Genomic DNA, 20497 nt, shown 5'->3' with positions numbered 1-20497 from the left:
GTTCCCGTTCCGTCAACCTGGGATTGAGGTGCTGCAGTGACGACACCAGCGCAGGATGCGCCGTTGGTGTTCCCCTCTGTTGCGTTCCGCCCCGTTCGTTTGCTCGTGATCTGTGTCGTGGTCACCGCGGCGGCGGTGGTCGGCGCGGCGTCGCTCGGCCACCTCATGTTCGGTGCGTTCTTCGGCGTGGGGTTGCTTCTCGGTTTGCTCAACGCACTGCTGGTGCGGCGTTCGGTTGCGTCCATCACCGCCGGGGATCACCCACTGAAACGGAACATGGCGCTCAACTCGGCGTCGCGGCTGGCCGTCATCACGGTGCTCGCGCTGATCATCGCCTTCGTGTTCCGGCCCGCCGGGCTGGGCGTGATGTTCGGGCTGGCGCTGTTCCAGGTGCTGTTGGTGGCAACGACCGCGCTGCCGGTCTGGAAGAAGATCCGCGCCGGAGCGGTGGGAGAGCCGATGGTGCCCTCCGCGGCCCAGCCGGCGTCCACGGAAGGGCCGGCAGGATCCGGCGAAAGGAGCCTCGGGGATGACTGAGATCGTCCTGGCCGAATCCCAGATCGAGGTCGGCCAGCACAACACGGCGACCTGGTTGGGCATGACCGTCAACACGGACACCATCCTGTCGACCGCGATCGCCGCGATGATCGTGCTCGCACTGGCGTTCTTCCTGCGCGCCAAGATCACCTCGAAGGGCGTCCCCAGCGGCGTTCAGTTGTTCTGGGAGGCCATCACCGAGCAGATGCGCAGCCAGATCGAGAGTGCCATCGGTATGCGGATCGCCCCGTTTGTGCTGCCGCTGGCGGTCACCATCTTCGTGTTCATCCTGATCTCCAACTGGCTGTCGGTGCTGCCGCTGCAGTACACCGACAAGTCCGGGCACACCACCGAACTGTTGAAGTCGGCTGCGGCGGACATTAACTACGTGCTGGCGCTCGCCCTGTTCGTCTTCGTCTGCTACCACGTCGCGGGGATCTGGCGGCGCGGCATCATCGGGCACCCGCTCGCGGTCCTCAAGGGGCACGTGGCTTTCCTGGCCCCGATCAACCTTGTCGAGGAGCTCGCCAAGCCGATCTCGTTGTCGCTCCGACTTTTCGGCAACATCTTCGCCGGCGGCATCCTCGTGGCGCTGATCGCTTTGTTCCCGCCGTACATCATGTGGCTGCCCAACGCCATCTGGAAGTCGTTCGACCTCTTCGTCGGCGCGATCCAGGCCTTCATCTTCTCGATCCTGACCATCCTGTACTTCAGCCAGGCGATGGAGATCGAGGAACACCATGACTGACCTGGTCACGAATCGCCCCAAACCAAGCACCACTACAGGAGCCTGGTAGACCGCTACCAGATAGCCACCACATAAAGGAGGAAAGAATGGACCCCACTATCGCAGCCGGTGCCCTCATCGGCGGTGGGCTCATCATGGGCGGCGGCGCGATCGGTGCCGGTATCGGTGACGGTATCGCGGGTAACGCGCTGGTGTCCGGCATCGCCCGGCAGCCCGAGGCGCAGGGCCGGCTGTTCACGCCGTTCTTCATCACCGTCGGTCTGGTCGAGGCGGCGTACTTCATCAACCTGGCGTTCATGGCGCTGTTCGTATTCGCCACCCCGGTCACCTAACTCGTTGTTATGGGCGACGCGAATCTGATTGTCCTGGCAGCCGGTCAGGGCGGCGAGGGAGGCAAGGGCGGAGGCAGTAACTTCCTCGTTCCCAACGGCACCTTCTTCTTCGTACTGGCCATCTTCCTGATCGTGCTTGCCGTTATCGGCACCTTCGTCGTTCCGCCGATCCTGAAGGTGATGCGGGAACGCGACGCCATGGTCGCCAAGACCGGCGCGGACAACAAGAAGGCATCCGAGCAGTTCGAAGCGGCGCGTGCGGATTACGAAGAAGCCTTGAAGGAGGCCCGGGTTCAGGCGTCGTCGTTGCGCGACGACGCCCGCGCGGAAGGCCGTAAGGTGGTCGAGGACGCGCGCGCCGGTGCCGAGCAACAGGTGATGTCGACGTTGCAAATGGCCTCCGAGCAATTGAAGCGGGAGAGAGACGCCGTGGAACTGGACCTGCGCGCGAACGTCGCGGGCATGTCGGCGACGCTGGCCAGTCGCATCCTCGGTGTCGACGTCGCTCCCGCGACCGCAACTGGAAACTCTGGACGGTAATCAACGCATGTCGACATTCATCGGACAGCTGGTGGGGTTCGCCGCCATCGTGTTCTTGGTGGTGCGTTACGTGGTGCCGCCGGTGCGTCGCCTGATGACCGCCCGGCAAGAGGCAGTGCGTCAGCAGCTCAAAGACAGTGCGGCAGCTGCTGATCGGTTGACCGAATCGACCACCGCCCACAGCAAGGCCGTCGAAGAGGCCAAAGCGGAAGCCGAGCGGATCGTCGAAGAGGCGAAGACGGACTCGGGCCGCATCACCGAGCAGATGGCGGCCCAGGCCGAGGCCGAGGCGGAGCGCATCAAAGCGCAGGGTGCCCGTCAGGCCGAGCTGCTGGGCACCCAGCTCGCCCGCCAGCTTCGCCTGGAACTCGGCCACGAGGCCGTCCGCCAGGCCGGGGAGCTGCTGCGCAACTACGTCGCCGACGAGGAGCAGCGGTCGGCCACCGTCGACCGGTTCCTGGACGAACTGGATGCCATGGCGCCGGCGTCCGCCGAAGTCCAGTATCCGGTGCTGGCGAAGATGCGCTCGGCCAGCCGCCAAGCGCTCCGCAACTTGTCGGACCGGCTGAAGACCGTCACCAAAGGCCTGGACAGCAAGGCGCTTTCGACACTGTCCAGCGAGCTGGTGTCGGTCGCCGCGATGCTCGACCGCGAGATCGTCGTCACCCGTTATCTGACCGTGCCGGCCGAGGATTCGGCGCCCCGGGTCCGCTTGCTCGAGCGGTTGTTCTCCGACAAGGTCGGCGACGCCACCCTCGAGGTGCTGCGGGCCGCCGTCTGCGAGCACTGGTCGGCGAACTCCGACATCGTCGACGCCCTCGAACACGCGTCCCGCCAAGCTCTGCTGGAGATCGCCGAACGCGAGGACTCCGTCGGCGACGTCGAGGAGCAGCTGTTCCGCTTCTCCCGGGTGCTCGACAGCCAGCCCCGCTTGGCAATCTTGTTGGGTGACTTTGCGACTCCCGCCGAAGCGCGGATAGGCCTGCTGCGCAACGTGCTGGAGAACGCGACCGGCGGGGTCAACCCGATCACCGTGGCGTTGCTGTCGCAGACGATCGAGTTGCTGCGCGGCGAGCCCGCCGAGGAAGCCGTTCAGCTCCTGGCGGAAGTTGCGGTGGCCCGCCGGGGTGAGGTCGTCGGACAGGTCAGCGCGGCAGCCGAACTCAGCGACGCCCAGCGCACCCGTCTCACCGAGGTGCTCAGCCGCATCTACGGCCACCCGGTCACCGTGCACCTGCAGATCGACCCCGACCTGCTGGGCGGCCTGCTGATCGCCGTGGCCGACGAGGTGATCGACGGGACGCTCTCGGCCAGGCTAGCCGCGGCCCAGGCGCAGCTGCCGGACTGACCACCGACCCGTCACCACCAGACCCAACACCGATACAGACCCACGCGAACGACAAGTAGGAAGACGAAAAGCCATGGCTGAGTTGACAATCTCCGCTGATGCCATCCAGAGCGCCATCGAGGAATACGTAGACTCGTTCACCTCCGACACCTCCCGTGAGGAAGTGGGGACGGTCATCGACGCCGGCGACGGTATCGCGCACGTCGAAGGCCTGCCTTCGGTGATGACGCAGGAGCTCCTCGAGTTCCCCGGCGGCGTGCTCGGCGTCGCGCTCAACCTCGACGAGCACAGCATCGGCGCGGTCATCCTCGGTGACTTCGAGAAGCTCGAGGAGGGGCAGCAGGTCAAGCGGACCGGCGAGGTGTTGTCGGTTCCCGTCGGCGACGCATTCCTGGGTCGCGTGGTCGACCCCCTCGGCCACCCGATCGACGGGCGCGGCGACATCGAGACGGACATCCGCCGCGCGCTGGAGATCCAGGCGCCGTCGGTGGTGCAGCGGCAAAGCGTGAGCGAGCCGCTGCAGACCGGCATCAAGGCGATCGACGCGATGACCCCGATCGGCCGCGGCCAGCGGCAGCTCATCATCGGCGACCGCAAGACCGGCAAGACCGCGGTGTGCGTCGACACCATCCTCAACCAGCGGGAAAACTGGGAGTCGGGCGACGAAAAGAAGCAGGTTCGTTGCGTTTACGTCGCGATCGGCCAGAAGGGCACGACGATCGCGTCGGTCCGGCGCGCGCTCGAGGAGGGTGGCGCGATGGACTACACCACCATCGTCGCCGCCCCGGCATCCGACTCCGCCGGCTTCAAATGGCTTGCGCCATACACCGGTTCGGCGATCGCTCAGCACTGGATGTATGACGGCAAGCACGTGCTCATCGTTTTCGACGACCTGAGCAAGCAGGCCGAGGCGTACCGCGCCATCTCGCTCCTGCTGCGCCGCCCGCCGGGTCGCGAGGCCTACCCGGGTGACGTCTTCTACCTGCACTCGCGGCTGCTGGAGCGCTGCGCCAAGCTGTCCGACGAGCTCGGCGGCGGCTCGATGACCGGTCTGCCGATCATCGAGACTAAGGCCAACGACATCTCGGCCTACATCCCCACCAACGTCATCTCGATCACCGACGGACAGTGCTTCCTGGAGTCCGACCTGTTCAACCAGGGTGTGCGCCCGGCCATCAACGTCGGTGTCTCGGTGTCCCGCGTCGGTGGTGCCGCACAGATCAAGGCGATGAAGGAGGTGGCCGGGTCGCTGCGTCTGGACCTGTCCCAGTATCGCGAGCTGGAATCGTTCGCGGCCTTCGCCTCGGACCTCGACGCGACCTCGAAGGCCCAGCTGGAGCGCGGCGAACGGCTGGTCGAGTTGCTCAAGCAGCCGCAGTACCAGCCGATGCCCGTTGAGGAGCAGGTGGTTTCGATCTTCCTTGGGACCGGCGGCCACCTGGACTCGGTGCCGGTGGAGGACGTGAGGCGGTTCGAGACCGAGCTGCTGGACCACATACGGGCGTCCGAGGAGAAGCTCCTGGCCGGCATCCGCGACACCAAGAAGCTCGACGAAGAGGCCGAGAACCGGCTCACCGAGATCATCAACAAGTTCAAGAAGGGCTTCGCCGCCAGCGACGGCGGGTCGGTGGTACCCGACGAGCACGTCGAGCCGATGGACGAAGGGGACCTGGCGAAGGAGTCGGTGCAAGTCAAGAAGGAAAAGCCGAAGGAAAAGAAGGACGCCGAGAAAGACGCTCCGAAGGACAAGAAGTAGCTAAAGATGGCTGCCACACTCCGCGAACTACGCGGCCGGATCAGGTCGGCAGGGTCGATCAAGAAGATCACCAAGGCCCAGGAGATGATTGCGACCTCGCGCATCGGGAAGGCGCAGGCGCGGCTGCAATCCGCGCGCCCCTATGCATTCCAGATCACGGCGATGCTCACCACCCTGTCCGCCGAGGCCGCCCTGGATCACCCTCTGCTGGTCGAGCGGGCGGAACCCAAGCGGGCCGGCGTCCTGGTGGTGTCCTCCGACCGTGGGTTGTGCGGCGCGTACAACTCCAGCATCTTCCGCCGCTCCGAGGAACTCTTCTCCCTGCTCAGGGAGGAGGGGAAGACGCCGGTGCTGTACACCGTCGGCCGCAAGGCGCAGAACTACTTCAGATTCCGCAATTGGGACATCAGCGAGTCGTGGACGGGCTTCTCCGAGCAGCCGCAGTATGAGAACGCCGCCGAGATCGCGTCCACGTTGGTCGACGCCTTCATGACGGGCGCGGGCGACGACGAGCAGTCGGACGACCAGGGTGTCGATGAACTGCACATCGTCTACTCGGAGTTCAAGTCGATGATGTCGCAAGCGGCGGCGGCGCACCGTATTGCCCCGCTGGTCGTGGAGTACGTGGAAGAGACCGAGGAACTTCACACGCTGTACTCGTTCGAGCCCGGTGCGACAACGCTTTTCGACGCGCTCCTGCCGCGGTACATCACCACCCGGGTCTATGCGGCACTTCTCGAGTCCGCGGCGTCGGAGCTGGCCTCCCGCCAGCGGGCTATGAAGTCGGCGACCGACAACGCCGATGACCTGATCAAGGAACTGACGCTGATGGCGAACCGGGAACGTCAGGCACAGATCACCCAGGAGATTAGCGAAATCGTCGGCGGCGCAAACGCGCTCGCCGACGCCAAGTAGCACACGAGGAAGAAGAAAATTATGGCTGCTACTACCGAAACTGCAGAGACGACCGAAAAGGTCAATGGCGCCGAGATCAATGGTCGCGTGGTTCGTGTCACCGGCCCGGTCGTCGACGTCGAATTCCCGCGCGGCTCGATCCCCCAGCTGTTCAACGCGCTGCACGCCGAAATCACTTTCGAGGAGCTGAAGAAGACGCTCACGCTCGAGGTCGCCCAACACCTGGGCGACAGCCTCGTCCGGGCGGTTTCGCTGCAGCCCACCGACGGCCTGGTGCGCGGCGTCGAGGTCAAGGACACGGGCAAGTCGATCTCGGTGCCGGTCGGTGAGGCAGTGAAGGGCCACGTGTTCAACGCGCTGGGCGACTGCCTGGACAAGCCTGGCTACGGCGAGGACTTTGACCACTGGTCGATCCACCGCAAGCCGCCGCCCTTCGAGGAGCTCGAGCCCCGCACCGAGATGCTGGAGACCGGGCTGAAGGTCGTCGATCTGCTCACCCCGTACGTGCGAGGCGGCAAGATCGCCCTGTTCGGTGGCGCCGGCGTGGGCAAGACGGTGTTGATCCAGGAGATGATCAACCGCATCGCCCGAAACTTCGGTGGTACTTCGGTTTTCGCCGGCGTGGGCGAGCGCACCCGTGAGGGCAACGACCTGTGGGTCGAGCTCAAAGAGGCCGACGTACTCAAGGACACCGCGCTGGTGTTCGGCCAGATGGACGAGCCGCCCGGCACCCGTATGCGAGTGGCGCTGTCGGCGCTGACCATGGCGGAGTGGTTCCGCGACGAGGCGGGCCAGGATGTGCTGCTGTTCATCGACAACATCTTCCGGTTCACGCAGGCCGGGTCGGAGGTATCGACCCTGCTTGGTCGCATGCCGTCGGCGGTCGGCTACCAGCCGACCCTGGCCGACGAGATGGGTGAGCTGCAGGAGCGCATCACCTCGACCCGCGGTCGGTCCATCACGTCGATGCAAGCGGTCTACGTGCCCGCCGACGACTACACCGACCCCGCGCCGGCCACGACGTTCGCGCACCTCGACGCGACCACCGAGCTGTCCCGTTCGGTGTTCTCCAAGGGCATCTTCCCCGCGGTGGACCCGCTGGCGTCCAGCTCGACGATCCTCGACCCCAGCATCGTCGGTGACGAGCACTACCGCGTCGCGCAGGAAGTCATCCGCATCCTGCAGCGGTACAAGGACCTCCAGGACATCATTGCGATTCTCGGCATCGACGAGCTGTCCGAAGAGGACAAGCAGCTCGTCCAGCGCGCCCGGCGCATCGAGCGGTTCCTCTCGCAGAACATGATGGCGGCCGAGCAGTTCACGGGCCAGCCGGGTTCCACGGTGCCGGTGAAGGAGACCATCGAGGCGTTCGACAAGCTGACCAAGGGTGAGTTCGACCACATTCCCGAGCAGGCGTTCTTCCTGATCGGCGGGCTCGATGACCTGGCGAAGAAGGCCGAGAGCTTCGGCGCCAAGCTGGACGCCTGAGACTGAGTCGAAAGGCGTTATCGCATGGCCGATTTGAATGTCCAGATCGTCGCCGTCGACCGGGAGATCTGGTCGGGTGAGGCAACGTTCCTGTTCACCCGTACGACCGTCGGCGAGATCGGGATCCTGCCACGTCACATCCCGCTGGTAGCGCAGTTGGTCGACGACGCGATGGTGCGTGTCGAACGGGAGGGCGAGGACGACCTGCGCGTGGCGATCGACGGGGGATTCCTGTCGGTCACCGAGGAGGCCGTCACGATCCTCGCCGAGTCGGCGGCGTTCGAGTCGGAGATCGACGAGAGCTCCGCGCGACAGGATTCGGAGTCTGACGACCCCCGGATCGCGGCGCGGGGCCGCGCCAGATTGCGCGCCGTCGGCGCGATCGACTAGCGCTCGATGAGCGCGCCCATGGTTGGCATGGCCGTGCTCGTCGTGGTGTTAGCGGTCGCCGTCCTTGCCCTCAGCTACCGGCTGTGGAAGCTCCGCCAGGGCGGCACGGCAGGGATCATGCGAGACATCCCCGCCGTCGGCGGTCACGGCTGGCGTCACGGCGTCATCCGGTACCGAGGCGGCGAGGCGGCCTTCTACCGCCTGTCGAGTCTGCGACTGTGGCCGGACCGTCGGCTCAGCCGCAGGGGAGTGGAGATCGTTTGCCGGCGGGCGCCGCGCGGTGACGAGGTCGACATCATGACCGACGAGATCGTGGTGCTCGAGCTGCGTGACACCACGCAGGAACGCAGGCCCGGCTACGAGCTGGCGCTCGACCGGGGCGCGTTGACCGCTTTCCTGTCCTGGCTGGAATCCCGTCCCTCACCGCGGGCGCGGCGCCGCAGCGTCTGAGCCCTTCGTCGGCGCCGAATGGGCACTCAGCGCAATCGGTCAGCCTTCGTCGGGTTCGTCGCCGTCCCTGCTTCCCCCGGGGCTCCACAGCACATCACCGTCGGGATTGGCCACGCGCGCCAGGATGAACAGCAGGTCCGACAGGCGGTTCAGGTATTTCGCCGGCAGCGCGCTTACCGATTGCGGTGCGGCGCCGACCGCCGCCCAGGCCGAGCGCTCCGCCCTGCGCACCACGGTCCGCGCTACGTGCAACAAGGCGGCCAACGGCGAACCGCCCGGCAGCACAAAGGAATTCAGCGCCGGCAGCGCCTCGTTATATTCGTCACACCAGCGTTCGAGCCGATCGATGTAGGGCTGCGTAACCCGAAGCGGGGGATACTCGGGGCTTTCGACGACCGGAGTAGACAGGTCCGCGCCCGCGTCGAACAGGTCGTTCTGGATCCGCTGGAGCACTTCCGCGATCTTGTCGTCGGGCTGACCCAACGCGACGGCGACGCCGATCGCGGAGTTGGCCTCGTCACAATCCGCGTACGCGACCAGGCGGGGATCGTTCTTGGACACCCGGGAAAAGTCGCTCAGCCCGGTGGTCCCGTCGTCGCCCGTCCGCGTATAGATGCGGGTCAAGTGCACTGCCATGAGCAAACCGTACTCGGCGTCGCGCCTCACCTGACTGACAAGCCGATACCGCTTCACTAGACTTGCGCGGGTGGCTGAGCGATTCGTGGTGACCGGCGGAAACCGGTTATCCGGCGAAGTCGCAGTGGGGGGCGCCAAGAACAGCGTGCTCAAACTGATGGCCGCGACGCTGCTGGCCGAGGGCACCAGCACGATCACCAACTGCCCCGACATCCTCGACGTGCCACTGATGGCGGAGGTGTTGCGCGGCCTGGGCGCCACCGTCGAACTCGACGGGGACGTCGCCCGCATCACCTCGCCCGACGAGCCGAAATACGACGCGGACTTCGCCGCGGTGCGGCAATTTCGCGCCTCCGTCTGCGTGCTCGGGCCGCTTGTCGGCCGGTGCAAGCGGGCCAGGGTCGCGCTGCCGGGCGGGGACGCGATCGGCTCGCGGCCGCTGGACATGCACCAGGCGGGGCTGCGGCAGTTGGGCGCGCAGTGCAACATCGAGCACGGCTGCGTGGTTGCCCGGGCGGACACCCTGCGCGGCGCCGAGATTCAACTGGAGTTTCCCTCCGTCGGAGCGACGGAGAACATCCTGATGGCCGCGGTCGTCGCCGAGGGCGTGACGACCATCCACAACGCGGCGCGCGAGCCCGACGTCGTTGACCTGTGCACCATGCTCAATCAGATGGGTGCGCAGGTCGAAGGCGCGGGGTCACCGACGATGACCATCACCGGCGTACCGCGGCTCCACCCGACCGAGCACCGCGTCATCGGCGACCGAATAGTGGGCGCCACCTGGGGCATCGCCGCCGCGATGACCCGCGGGGACATCACGGTGAGCGGAGTCGACCCTGCACACCTTCAGGTGGTGCTGCACAAGCTCCACGACGCCGGTGCCACCGTCACCCAAACCGACAACAGCTTCCGCGTCACGCAATACGAACGGCCGAAGGCCGTCAACGTCGCCACGCTCCCATTCCCCGGATTCCCTACTGACTTGCAGCCGATGGCGATCGCGCTCGCCTCGATCGCCGACGGCACGTCGATGATCACGGAGAACGTCTTCGAGGCCCGCTTCCGGTTCGTCGAGGAGATGATCCGGCTAGGCGCGGACGCCCGCACCGACGGACACCACGCCGTCGTCCGGGGACTGCCGCAATTGTCGAGCGCGCCGGTGTGGTGTTCGGACATCCGGGCCGGCGCCGGCCTGGTCTTGGCGGGCCTCGTCGCCGACGGAGACACCGAGGTCCACGACGTATTCCACATCGATCGGGGCTATCCGTTGTTCGTGGAAAACCTGGCGATTTTGGGAGCGGAGATCGAGCGGGTACAGTAATGAAAGTCAGTGCCCCACAGGCGCGGTCACCGCACAAAGGAGACCGAGACCGGGGCTTGACTCCCTCGCCGGATTGGTACTAGCCTGGCACGGCTTGCCCCGAAGAGGTCACTCGCAAGATGACCAAACCGGGACTTGACGCCTCAGCCAAGTTCGTAGTAAGCTGGCAGGGTTGCCCCAAAACGGGCAGAACAAGTGTTGTTTGAGAACTCAATAGTGTGTTTGGTTAAGAAGTTTGTTGTTGTTTTTTTGGCCATGCCTAGCACCCCCCGTGTGTGGGTATGGCCGTTTTGATGCCAGTTTTTGGTGTCTTTTTGTTAGGTCAGATATCTCTGATTTGAATTCACCTCGGTTACGAGGAGTTTTTGTTTGGAGAGTTTGATCCTGGCTCAGGACGAACGCTGGCGGCGTGCTTAACACATGCAAGTCGAACGGAAAGGTCTCTTCGGAGATACTCGAGTGGCGAACGGGTGAGTAACACGTGGGCAATCTGCCCTGCACTTCGGGATAAGCCTGGGAAACTGGGTCTAATACCGAATAGGACCTTTAGGCGCATGCCTTTTGGTGGAAAGCTTTTGCGGTGTGGGATGGGCCCGCGGCCTATCAGCTTGTTGGTGGGGTGATGGCCTACCAAGGCGACGACGGGTAGCCGGCCTGAGAGGGTGTCCGGCCACACTGGGACTGAGATACGGCCCAGACTCCTACGGGAGGCAGCAGTGGGGAATATTGCACAATGGGCGCAAGCCTGATGCAGCGACGCCGCGTGGGGGATGACGGCCTTCGGGTTGTAAACCTCTTTCAGCAGGGACGAAGCGCAAGTGACGGTACCTGCAGAAGAAGCACCGGCCAACTACGTGCCAGCAGCCGCGGTAATACGTAGGGTGCGAGCGTTGTCCGGAATTACTGGGCGTAAAGAGCTCGTAGGTGGTTTGTCGCGTCGTTCGTGAAATCTCACGGCTTAACTGTGAGCGTGCGGGCGATACGGGCAGACTAGAGTACTGCAGGGGAGACTGGAATTCCTGGTGTAGCGGTGGAATGCGCAGATATCAGGAGGAACACCGGTGGCGAAGGCGGGTCTCTGGGCAGTAACTGACGCTGAGGAGCGAAAGCGTGGGGAGCGAACAGGATTAGATACCCTGGTAGTCCACGCCGTAAACGGTGGGTACTAGGTGTGGGTTTCCTTCCTTGGGATCCGTGCCGTAGCTAACGCATTAAGTACCCCGCCTGGGGAGTACGGCCGCAAGGCTAAAACTCAAAGGAATTGACGGGGGCCCGCACAAGCGGCGGAGCATGTGGATTAATTCGATGCAACGCGAAGAACCTTACCTGGGTTTGACATGCACAGGACGCCGGCAGAGATGTCGGTTCCCTTGTGGCCTGTGTGCAGGTGGTGCATGGCTGTCGTCAGCTCGTGTCGTGAGATGTTGGGTTAAGTCCCGCAACGAGCGCAACCCTTGTCTCATGTTGCCAGCGGGTAATGCCGGGGACTCGTGAGAGACTGCCGGGGTCAACTCGGAGGAAGGTGGGGATGACGTCAAGTCATCATGCCCCTTATGTCCAGGGCTTCACACATGCTACAATGGCCGGTACAAAGGGCTGCGATGCCGCAAGGTTAAGCGAATCCTTTTAAAGCCGGTCTCAGTTCGGATCGGGGTCTGCAACTCGACCCCGTGAAGTCGGAGTCGCTAGTAATCGCAGATCAGCAACGCTGCGGTGAATACGTTCCCGGGCCTTGTACACACCGCCCGTCACGTCATGAAAGTCGGTAACACCCGAAGCCAGTGGCCTAACCCTTTGGGAGGGAGCTGTCGAAGGTGGGATCGGCGATTGGGACGAAGTCGTAACAAGGTAGCCGTACCGGAAGGTGCGGCTGGATCACCTCCTTTCTAAGGAGCACCACGAGAAACACTCCAATTGGTGGGGTGTGAGCCGTGAGGGGTTCTCGCCTGTAGTGGGCGGGAGCCGGGTGCGCGACAACAAGCGAATGGCCAGACACACTATTGGGCCCTGAGACAACACTCGGCCAGTCCGTGTGGAGTCCCCCCATCTTGGTGGTGGGGTGTGGTGTTTGAGTATTGGATAGTGGTTGCGAGCATCTAGATGGATGCGTTGCCCTTAGCGGCACGTGTTCATCTTGTGTAATTTCTTTTGATTTTTGTGTAAGTAAGTGCTTAAGGGCGCATGGTGGATGCCTTGGCATCGAGAGCCGATGAAGGACGTGGGAGGCTGCGATATGCCTCGGGGAGCTGTCAACCGAGCGTTGATCCGAGGATTTCCGAATGGGGAAACCCAGCACGAGTGATGTCGTGTTACCCGTATCTGAATATATAGGGTACGGGAGGTAACGCGGGGAAGTGAAACATCTCAGTACCCGTAGGAAGAGAAAACAATTGTGATTCCGTTAGTAGTGGCGAGCGAACGCGGAACAGGCTAAACCGCATACATGTGATACCGGGTAGGGGTTGTGTGTGCGGGGTTGTGGGATCGATACGTCTCAGCTCTACCTGGCTGGGAGGTAGTTAGAAAGTGTCGTTGTTAGCGGAAGTGGCCTGGGACGGCCTGCCGTAGACGGTGAAAGCCCGGTACGCGAAAACCCGACACCTACCTTGTATCAATTCCCGAGTAGCAGCGGGCCCGTGGAATCTGCTGTGAATCTGCCGGGACCACCCGGTAAGCCTAAATACTTCTCGATGACCGATAGCGGATTAGTACCGTGAGGGAATGGTGAAAAGTACCCCGGGAGGGGAGTGAAAGAGTACCTGAAACCGTGCGCCTACAATCCGTCAGAGCCTCCTTGTGGGGTGATGGCGTGCCTTTTGAAGAATGAGCCTGCGAGTCAGGGACATGTCGCGAGGTTAACCCGTGTGGGGTAGCCGCAGCGAAAGCGAGTCTGAATAGGGCGCATCCCCTTTGGGGTGTAGTGGCATGTTCTGGACCCGAAGCGGAGTGATCTACCCATGGCCAGGGTGAAGCGCGGGTAAGACCGCGTGGAGGCCCGAACCCACTTAGGTTGAAGACTGAGGGGATGAGCTGTGGGTAGGGGTGAAAGGCCAATCAAACTCCGTGATAGCTGGTTCTCCCCGAAATGCATTTAGGTGCAGCGTTGCGTGTTTCACCACGGAGGTAGAGCTACTGGATGGCCGATGGGCCCTACTAGGTTACTGACGTCAGCCAAACTCCGAATGCCGTGGTGTATAGCGTGGCAGTGAGACGGCGGGGGATAAGCTCCGTACGTCGAAAGGGAAACAGCCCAGATCGCCGGCTAAGGCCCCTAAGCGTGTGCTAAGTGGAAAAGGATGTGCAGTCGCAAAGACAACCAGGAGGTTGGCTTAGAAGCAGCCACCCTTGAAAGAGTGCGTAATAGCTCACTGGTCAAGTGATTGTGCGCCGATAATGTAGCGGGGCTCAAGCACACCGCCGAAGCCGCGGCAACCGCAAGGTTGGGTAGGGGAGCGTCCCCCATTCAGCGAAGCCCCCGGGTGACCGGTGGTGGAGGGTGGGGGAGTGAGAATGCAGGCATGAGTAGCGATAAGGCAAGTGAGAACCTTGCCCGCCGTAAGACCAAGGGTTCCTGGGCCAGGCCAGTCCGCCCAGGGTGAGTCGGGACCTAAGGCGAGGCCGACAGGCGTAGTCGATGGACAACGGGTTGATATTCCCGTACCCGTGTATGCGCGTCCCTGATGAATCAGTGGTACTAACCATCCAAAGCCGGATTGATCATTCCCCTTCGGGGGCGTGACGATTCGGGGCTGCATGGGACCTTCGCTGGTAGTAGTCAAGCGATGGGGTGACGCAGGAAGGTAGCCGTACCAGTCAGTGGTAATACTGGGGCAAACCGGTAGGGAGAGCGATAGGCAAATCCGTCGCTCATATTCCTGAGAGGTGATGCATAGCCGATTGAGGCGAATTCGGTGATCCTCTGCTGCCAAGAAAAGCCTCTAGCGAGCTCATACACGGCCCGTACCCCAAACCGACACAGGTGGTCAGGTAGAGAATACCAAGGCGTACGAGATAACTATGGTTAAGGAACTCGGCAAAATGCCCCCGTAACTTCGGGAGAAGGGGGGCCGGAACACCGTGAACAGCCTGCGCTGGGAGCGGGATCCGGTCGCAGAAACCAGTGAGAAGCGACTGTTTACTAAAAACACAGGTCCGTGCGAAGTCGCAAGACGATGTATACGGACTGACGCCTGCCCGGTGCTGGAAGGTTAAGAGGACCCGTTAACCGTAAGGTGAAGCGGAGAATTTAAGCCCCAGTAAACGGCGGTGGTAACTATAACCATCCTAAGGTAGCGAAATTCCTTGTCGGGTAAGTTCCGACCTGCACGAATGGCGTAACGACTTCTCAACTGTCTCAACCATAGACTCGGCGAAATTGCACTACGAGTAAAGATGCTCGTTACGCGCGGCAGGACGAAAAGACCCCGGGACCTTCACTACAACTTGGTATTGGTGTTCGGTACGGTTTGTGTAGGATAGGTGGGAGACTGTGAAACCTCAACGCCAGTTGGGGCGGAGTCGTTGTTGAAATACCACTCTGATCGTATTGGACACCTAACGTCGAACCCTTATCGGGTTCACGGACAGTGCCTGGTGGGTAGTTTAACTGGGGCGGTTGCCTCCTAAAATGTAACGGAGGCGCCCAAAGGTTCCCTCAACCTGGACGGCAATCAGGTGTTGAGTGTAAATGCACAAGGGAGCTTGACTGCGAGACTTACAAGTCAAGCAGGGACGAAAGTCGGGATTAGTGATCCGGCACCCCCGAGTGGAAGGGGTGTCGCTCAACGGATAAAAGGTACCCCGGGGATAACAGGCTGATCTTCCCCAAGAGTCCATATCGACGGGATGGTTTGGCACCTCGATGTCGGCTCGTCGCATCCTGGGGCTGGAGCAGGTCCCAAGGGTTGGGCTGTTCGCCCATTAAAGCGGCACGCGAGCTGGGTTTAGAACGTCGTGAGACAGTTCGGTCTCTATCCGCCGCGCGCGTCAGAAACTTGAGGAAACCTGTCCCTAGTACGAGAGGACCGGGACGGACGAACCTCTGGTATACCAGTTGTCCCACCAGGGGCACCGCTGGATAGCCACGTTCGGACAGGATAACCGCTGAAAGCATCTAAGCGGGAAACCTTCTCCAAGATCAGGTTTCTCACCCTTTTAGAGGGATAAGGCCCCCCGCAGACTACGGGTTCGATAGGCCAGACCTGGAAGCCCAGTAATGGGTGCAGGGAACTGGCACTAACCGGCCGAAAACTTACTACACAATCGCAACCACAATTCATACCCGCGCTATTATTAGCGCGGACACCACACCCCCCACCGATACCCAAATTTAAATAGAGTTACGGCGGCCACAGCGACAGGGAAACGCCCGGTCCCATTCCGAACCCGGAAGCTAAGCCTGTCAGCGCCGATGATACTGCCCTATCGGGTGGAAAAGTAGGACACCGCCGAACATATACAAAAACACCCCCGCCTCGCGGGGGTGTTTTTGCATTCTGGAACGGCTTCGTCAATCGAACAGAGTCAAATGCGCATTCGCCGATGCACGCCGTTCTTCCAAGCCGAGCAGGGTTCGCTTCCGATCGAGTCCCCCGCCGTAGCCGGTAAGGCTTCCGCTCGCGCCGATCACCCGATGGCACGGAATGATGATCGCGACGGGATTGTGCCCGTTCGCCAGACCCACGGCCCGTGCAGATCCGGGGGCCCCGATCTGTTCGGCGATCTGTCCGTAGGATCTGGTCTCCCCGTAGGGGATCGTCCGCAGCGCCGTCCAGACGCGCCGTTGAAAGTCGCTGCCTCCCAGATTGATTGCCACGTCGAAGTCAGTGAGCTCGCCGGCAAAGTAAGCCGCGAGTTGGTCGACGACGTCTTGGAACGCCGTCGCGTCGGGCGTCCAATCGGTGCGGCTGGGCTCGTAGGTCTGGTCGACCATTCGCAAATGGGCCAGAACCGAATCTCGGCCGGCCAGGGTCAACGGGCCGATCGGACTGTCGATGGTGCGGTAGGTAATCATGCGACCTCCTGTGGTGGCCAATGGTTAACCGGATGATCGAGGGTGGTCCAAAGGTGCTGGGTGGCGTAAGAACGCCACGGGCGCCAACGCGCGCTGTGTTCGGTCAGGTTTCGCTGGTCGGCCGGCAACCTGAGGCGCTTGGCTGCCAACCGCAGGCCGAGGTCGCTGGCGGGGAAAGCGTCCGGGTCACCCAGCCCACGCATTGCGATCACCTCGGCGGTCCAAGGGCCTATCCCGGGCAGGGCGAGGAGTTGCGCGCGGGCACTGTCCCAATCGCTTCCCGCATCCAACACCAGGGTTCCGTCGGCGAGGCCGCCAATCAACGCCCGCAGGGTGCGTTGCCGCGACTCGGGGACCGCCAGATGGGCGGGATCGATCTCGGCGAGCTGATCGACCGACGGGAAGGTATGGGTCAACCCCCCGCCCGGGTCGTGGATCGGCTGCCCGTACGCCGCGACCAGCCTGCCCGCGTGGGTGCGCGCGGCTTTGGTGGATACCTGTTGGCCGAGGACCGCGCGCACGGCGAGTTCCGACTCGTCAACCGTGCGTGGAATCCGCTGTCCGGGAGCCTTTCTCACGACCGGTCCCAGGTCGGGGTCGCCGCACAGCGCGTCGACCACCGCCTCGGGGTCTGCATCGAGATCCAGCAGCCGGCGACACCGGGCGATGGCCGTGGTGAGGTCGCGGAAGTCGTCCAGCACGAGCGCGCACCGGACGTGGTCGGCGTTCGGCGCCAGGGAGACCACCGCGGTGCCGCGCGGAAGCCGCAGGCTACGTCGGTAGGCGCCGTCGCGGATCTCCTCGCATCCGGGCGCCATGCCGGCTGACAAATGGCCGAAGACACCGTCGTAGGCGAACGGTGTGCGAACCGGTAACCGAAGGCACACCGCCCCCGGTGAGGCGGCGCCGGACCCGGATCGCCCCGCGGCTCGCCGTCTGAGGCCCGAAGGTGTGTTCTCGAACACCAGGCGCACAGTGTCGTTGAACTGGCGGATGCTGGAAAATCCGGCGGCGAACGCCACGTCCCCGAACGGCAGGTCGGTGGTCTCGATCAGGACGCGGGCGGTCTGGGCCCGCTGGGCCCGGGCCAGCGCGAGGGGGCCCGCGCCGACCTCGGCCTGCAGCAGCCGCTCCAACTGGCGGGTGGTGTAGCCGACGTGGACGGCGAGGCCGCCGACTCCCTCACGCTCCACGGTGCCGTCGGCGATGAGCCGCATGGCTCGGGCGACGACATCGCCCCGGACATTCCATTCGGGCGATCCGGGGGAGGCGTCGGGGCGGCACCGTTTGCAGGCCCGGAAACCCGCTCGTTGGGCCGCCGCCGCGCTCGGGTAGAACCGCACGTTGCGGGCGAACGGTGGCCGCACCGGGCAGCTGGGCCGGCAGTAGATCCGGGTGGTCAGCACGGCGGTGACGAACCAGCCGTCGAACCGGGCGTCCTTGGACTGGACGGCCCGGTAGCAGCGTTCGAAGTCGGCGTGCACGTCTCCACAGTTACACCTGGCGGCCGACAAAACTAGCGGAAAAGCGACACGGCAGTGGCCTCTCCAGGTCAGCCGCGAAGCGCCGCGGCGGAAGCGATGAAGTCCCGGGCCGGCCGCGACAAGGGGCGGGCGGAATCCCAGATCGTCCCAACCTCACGGTAGGCGTCGGCGTCGGCCAGCCGCAGCACGTCGACCCCGGGCGGGTGCTCGCTGCCGTCGATCGGCAGCAGGCTGATCCCGAGCCCGGCGGCCACCAGGCCGCTGGTCGTGCTCAGGGTCGCCGACTCGAGGACGATCCGCGGCCGGAACTGCGCCGCGGTGCATAGCTCGTCGAGCAGCCGTCGCATGCCGAAGCCGGGGTGCATGGCGACGAAGGGTTCGTCGGCCAGGTCGGTCATGGACACCGTCGCCGTGTTCGACAACCGGTGGTCACGGGGGACCGCGACGCCGAGCCGCTGACGGAACAGGCTGCGCCACGCCAGCCTTTGCTTCCGCGGCCGGGGCGACACCACCCCGATGTCGACCATGCCGGACTGGACCAGGTCGCCGATCGATTCGGCGGCGCCCTCCTGCAGCGTGAAGTTCACTCGCGGTGATGCCGCCTTGAACGCGGCGATCAACCGCGGTACGACCATCAACCCGAACGAGCCCAGGAACCCCAGCCGGATCTCGCTCACGGCCGGGTTGCTCAAGTCGTCGATCGCGCGCCTGGCCGAGGCTAGTTCCAACTGTGCCCGGCGGGCGTGTTCATAGAAGATCCGGCCGTAGGTGTTCAGCGCGAGGCGCCGACCGTGGCGATCGAACAGCGCGACGCCCAGTTGGCGCTCCAGGCGCGCGAGCATCCGGGTGAGCGTGGGCTGGGCGAGATGCAGCTGGTCGGCCGCCGCCGTCACATGCTCCAGCTCCGCGAGTGTGACGAACCACTCGTAATCACCATCCGCCACGCCGACCGCCTCATCTAATGCAGTTTAAGCATGATAAACCGGCGAACGATTCATTTCCGTTGGAAGCGGGGCCCGGCGGAGCATCGATGTCATGTCCCAACCCGTTGCGATTCGCGCCGGAAGCCGTGAGTTCTGCCGCATGACCGCGGCGCTCTACGGCGCGGGCCTGGCCAGCTTCGCGGCGATGTACTGCACCCAGGCCCTGCTTCCCGCGCTGTCGAGGAGCTACCGGATCTCCGCGGCCACCTCGGCGCTGACCGTTTCGTTGACCACGGGCATGCTGGCCCTGTCCATCGTCCCGGCGAGCGTCCTCTCCGAGCGCTACGGGCGGATCCCCGTGATGCTGAGCTCCGGGGTGGCGGCGAGTGTCATCGGGCTGTCGTTGCCGCTGAGTCCCACGCTCGGCGTCTTGCTCGTCGGCCGGGCGTTGCACGGCGTCGCGCTCGCGGGGATACCCGCGGTGGCGATGGCGCTCCTCGCAGAGGAGGTGCACGCCTCGTCGCTCGGTGCGGCGATGGGCCGCTACATCGCCGGCACCACGGTGGGAGGTCTGGTGGGCCGTATCGTCCCGGCCCTGATCGTCGATGTCACCAATTGGCGGGTGGCCCTGCTGGCGTGCTCCTTGACGACGCTCGCGGGCACCGTGGTCTTCGCGGCGCTGGCGCCGCGATCCCGGTTCTTCACGCGTAAGGCCGCCAGCGTTCGTGACACCACGCGAACCATTGCCGCGCACTTGCGAAACCCGGTGCTGGTCAAGCTTTTCGCGCTGGGCTTCGCGCTCATGGGCGGATTCGTGACCGTGTACAACTACCTGGGGTATCGATTGACCGCCCAGCCGTTCGCGCTGACTTCCTCGGCGGTCGGCTTGCTGTTTCTGCTGTACCTGGTGGGCACCTGGGCATCGATCGTGGCGGGCCGCCTCGCCGACCGCAGGGGACGCTCGTTCGTCCTGTGCGGCGCCTTGCCCATCACGGCGCTCGGCCTGCTGCTCACCGTCCCGACCGCACTCGGCGCGATCGTCGTCGGCGCCGGCGTATTCACTGGTGGGTTCTTCGCGGCACACACTGCGGCCAGTGGCTGGGTGGGCGCCGCGGCGCATCGCGACCGCGCCGAGGCTTCCGGCCTGTACCTGTTCAGCTACTACGTGGGCGGCTCGGTGGCGGGCGCGCTGGGCGGCCTTGTCTTCGGTGTCGGCGGCTGGGCGGCGACGGTGTGGTTCGTCGGCGCACTGCTGTCGGCCGGCGCGGTCCTGGTCGCGCTGTTGGCCAGGACCGCCGCGCCGGCGGTCGACCCGCGCGGCGCGGCGCTCACCGGGCGGCACGGCTGGCGTCGGCCAACGTTCAGAATGAAAGACCGAACAGCGGAATATCTTTCAGCGAGAACTCCCACGGTAAGCGAGATTGCGGGGAATCCGCCACCGGCGGCTCGCCGGCACCCGGCGCGGTGAACAGGAAGCTGATCGTGAAGACGAAGAGGACGATCGACATCAGGCTGCCGAGAATCGACAGCTGGGGGGCAAGCGGTTTGATGGCGAGCAGCGCTGCGGCCGTCACTTCGAACAACCCCAGCAGCACCGAGAACGTGGTCACCGA

16 protein-coding genes, 3 rRNA genes and 1 pseudogene are annotated in these 20497 nt (G+C 64.0%); 15 read left to right on the top strand and 5 right to left on the bottom strand.

Annotated elements, in window-relative coordinates; translation table 11 throughout:
* Positions 1–36 precede the first annotated feature (36 nt).
* The 10 genes from SKC42_RS04145 (at position 37) to SKC42_RS04100 (ending at position 8504) form a co-directional block, all read left to right on the top strand.
* Positions 37–537 carry an ATP synthase subunit I gene (locus tag SKC42_RS04145; RefSeq protein WP_330963042.1) on the top strand — a complete coding sequence of 167 codons (501 nt, stop codon included), beginning with the start codon at positions 37–39 and terminating at the stop codon, positions 535–537.
* Positions 530–1285 (top strand): F0F1 ATP synthase subunit A, encoded by a 756-nt coding sequence (gene atpB, locus SKC42_RS04140; RefSeq protein ID WP_330963041.1) that lies wholly within the window; start codon positions 530–532, stop codon positions 1283–1285. Before SKC42_RS04145 ends, atpB begins: the two co-directional genes overlap by 8 nt.
* 86 nt (positions 1286–1371) lie before the next feature.
* Positions 1372–1617: a F0F1 ATP synthase subunit C gene (locus SKC42_RS04135; protein ID WP_071509226.1), complete on the top strand. Its 246-nt coding sequence runs from the start codon at positions 1372–1374 to the stop codon at positions 1615–1617.
* Positions 1618–1626: 9 nt separating this feature from the next.
* On the top strand, positions 1627–2157 hold the full coding sequence (locus SKC42_RS04130) for a F0F1 ATP synthase subunit B (RefSeq protein WP_330963040.1): 531 nt from the start codon (positions 1627–1629) through the stop codon (positions 2155–2157).
* A 7-nt stretch (positions 2158–2164) separates the two neighbouring features.
* Positions 2165–3505, top strand: coding sequence for a F0F1 ATP synthase subunit B/delta (locus SKC42_RS04125; protein WP_330963039.1), 1341 nt, complete (start codon positions 2165–2167; stop codon positions 3503–3505).
* A gap of 73 nt (positions 3506–3578) precedes the next feature.
* On the top strand, positions 3579–5261 hold the full coding sequence (gene atpA, locus SKC42_RS04120) for a F0F1 ATP synthase subunit alpha (RefSeq protein WP_330963038.1): 1683 nt from the start codon (positions 3579–3581) through the stop codon (positions 5259–5261).
* 6 nt (positions 5262–5267) lie between these two features.
* Positions 5268–6176: a F0F1 ATP synthase subunit gamma gene (locus SKC42_RS04115; protein ID WP_330963037.1), complete on the top strand. Its 909-nt coding sequence runs from the start codon at positions 5268–5270 to the stop codon at positions 6174–6176.
* 21 nt (positions 6177–6197) lie between these two features.
* A complete protein-coding gene (gene atpD, locus SKC42_RS04110) occupies positions 6198–7664 on the top strand; it encodes a F0F1 ATP synthase subunit beta (RefSeq protein WP_330963036.1) in 1467 nt (488 codons plus the stop codon).
* Between the two features lie 24 nt (positions 7665–7688).
* Positions 7689–8054: a F0F1 ATP synthase subunit epsilon gene (locus SKC42_RS04105; protein WP_330963035.1), complete on the top strand. Its 366-nt coding sequence runs from the start codon at positions 7689–7691 to the stop codon at positions 8052–8054.
* Between the two features lie 6 nt (positions 8055–8060).
* Positions 8061–8504: a DUF2550 domain-containing protein gene (locus SKC42_RS04100; protein ID WP_330963034.1), complete on the top strand. Its 444-nt coding sequence runs from the start codon at positions 8061–8063 to the stop codon at positions 8502–8504.
* A 39-nt stretch (positions 8505–8543) separates the two neighbouring features.
* On the opposite strand, the gene SKC42_RS04095 is transcribed toward SKC42_RS04100, so the two are convergent.
* Positions 8544–9140, bottom strand: coding sequence for a cob(I)yrinic acid a,c-diamide adenosyltransferase (locus SKC42_RS04095; protein WP_330963033.1), 597 nt, complete (start codon positions 9138–9140; stop codon positions 8544–8546).
* Positions 9141–9210: 70 nt separating this feature from the next.
* Between SKC42_RS04095 and murA the strand changes: the two genes are divergently transcribed.
* The 4 genes from murA (at position 9211) to rrf (ending at position 15917) form a co-directional block, all read left to right on the top strand.
* Positions 9211–10464 carry a UDP-N-acetylglucosamine 1-carboxyvinyltransferase gene (murA, locus tag SKC42_RS04090; RefSeq protein WP_330963032.1) on the top strand — a complete coding sequence of 418 codons (1254 nt, stop codon included), beginning with the start codon at positions 9211–9213 and terminating at the stop codon, positions 10462–10464.
* Between the two features lie 366 nt (positions 10465–10830).
* Positions 10831–12350: ribosomal RNA gene (locus SKC42_RS04085) — 16S ribosomal RNA — on the top strand.
* Between the two features lie 275 nt (positions 12351–12625).
* Positions 12626–15723, top strand: a 23S ribosomal RNA gene (locus SKC42_RS04080).
* Between the two features lie 81 nt (positions 15724–15804).
* A 5S ribosomal RNA gene (rrf, locus tag SKC42_RS04075) occupies positions 15805–15917 on the top strand.
* The 16S, 23S and 5S rRNA genes sit together here, the layout of an rRNA operon.
* A 56-nt stretch (positions 15918–15973) precedes the next feature.
* On the opposite strand, the gene SKC42_RS04070 is transcribed toward rrf, so the two are convergent.
* The 3 genes from SKC42_RS04070 to SKC42_RS04060 all read right to left on the bottom strand — a co-directional run bounded on the left by SKC42_RS04070 (position 15974) and on the right by SKC42_RS04060 (position 18905).
* A complete protein-coding gene (locus SKC42_RS04070) occupies positions 15974–16477 on the bottom strand; it encodes a methylated-DNA--[protein]-cysteine S-methyltransferase (RefSeq protein ID WP_330963031.1) in 504 nt (167 codons plus the stop codon).
* Positions 16474–17961 (bottom strand): DNA-3-methyladenine glycosylase 2 family protein, encoded by a 1488-nt coding sequence (locus SKC42_RS04065; protein ID WP_330963030.1) that lies wholly within the window; start codon positions 17959–17961, stop codon positions 16474–16476. The genes SKC42_RS04070 and SKC42_RS04065 overlap by 4 nt, the downstream gene beginning before the upstream one ends.
* A 68-nt stretch (positions 17962–18029) precedes the next feature.
* Complete coding sequence (locus SKC42_RS04060; RefSeq protein WP_330963029.1) at positions 18030–18905, bottom strand: LysR family transcriptional regulator; 876 nt, start codon at positions 18903–18905, stop codon at positions 18030–18032.
* Between the two features lie 91 nt (positions 18906–18996).
* On the opposite strand from SKC42_RS04060, the pseudogene SKC42_RS04055 reads away from it, so the two are divergent.
* A pseudogene (locus SKC42_RS04055) lies at positions 18997–20193 on the top strand (MFS transporter); the annotation flags it as partial.
* Positions 20194–20245: 52 nt separating this feature from the next.
* Here SKC42_RS04055 and SKC42_RS04050 read toward each other — a convergent pair.
* Positions 20246–20458: a DUF417 family protein gene (locus SKC42_RS04050; RefSeq protein WP_330963268.1), complete on the bottom strand. Its 213-nt coding sequence runs from the start codon at positions 20456–20458 to the stop codon at positions 20246–20248.
* Positions 20459–20497: the final 39 nt, after the last annotated feature.

The organism is Mycobacterium sp. 050134 (assembly GCF_036409085.1).
In the GTDB taxonomy this organism is placed as follows: domain Bacteria; phylum Actinomycetota; class Actinomycetes; order Mycobacteriales; family Mycobacteriaceae; genus Mycobacterium.
Note: the sequence above shows the minus strand (reverse complement) of the source record. Positions and strands in the feature narration are given on the sequence as shown.

What these genes read in the sequence shown, in the direction of transcription:
- atpB (WP_330963041.1), top strand. Translation starts at nt 530, where the DNA reads ATGACTGAGATCGTCCTGGCCGAATCCCAGATCGAGGTCGGCCAGCAC.
- SKC42_RS04135 (WP_071509226.1), top strand. Translation starts at nt 1,372, where the DNA reads ATGGACCCCACTATCGCAGCCGGTGCCCTCATCGGCGGTGGGCTCATC.
- SKC42_RS04130 (WP_330963040.1), top strand. Translation starts at nt 1,627, where the DNA reads ATGGGCGACGCGAATCTGATTGTCCTGGCAGCCGGTCAGGGCGGCGAG.
- SKC42_RS04125 (WP_330963039.1), top strand. Translation starts at nt 2,165, where the DNA reads ATGTCGACATTCATCGGACAGCTGGTGGGGTTCGCCGCCATCGTGTTC.
- atpA (WP_330963038.1), top strand. Translation starts at nt 3,579, where the DNA reads ATGGCTGAGTTGACAATCTCCGCTGATGCCATCCAGAGCGCCATCGAG.
- SKC42_RS04115 (WP_330963037.1), top strand. Translation starts at nt 5,268, where the DNA reads ATGGCTGCCACACTCCGCGAACTACGCGGCCGGATCAGGTCGGCAGGG.
- atpD (WP_330963036.1), top strand. Translation starts at nt 6,198, where the DNA reads ATGGCTGCTACTACCGAAACTGCAGAGACGACCGAAAAGGTCAATGGC.
- SKC42_RS04105 (WP_330963035.1), top strand. Translation starts at nt 7,689, where the DNA reads ATGGCCGATTTGAATGTCCAGATCGTCGCCGTCGACCGGGAGATCTGG.
- SKC42_RS04100 (WP_330963034.1), top strand. Translation starts at nt 8,061, where the DNA reads ATGAGCGCGCCCATGGTTGGCATGGCCGTGCTCGTCGTGGTGTTAGCG.
- SKC42_RS04095 (WP_330963033.1), bottom strand. Translation starts at nt 9,140, where the DNA reads ATGGCAGTGCACTTGACCCGCATCTATACGCGGACGGGCGACGACGGG.
- SKC42_RS04070 (WP_330963031.1), bottom strand. Translation starts at nt 16,477, where the DNA reads ATGATTACCTACCGCACCATCGACAGTCCGATCGGCCCGTTGACCCTG.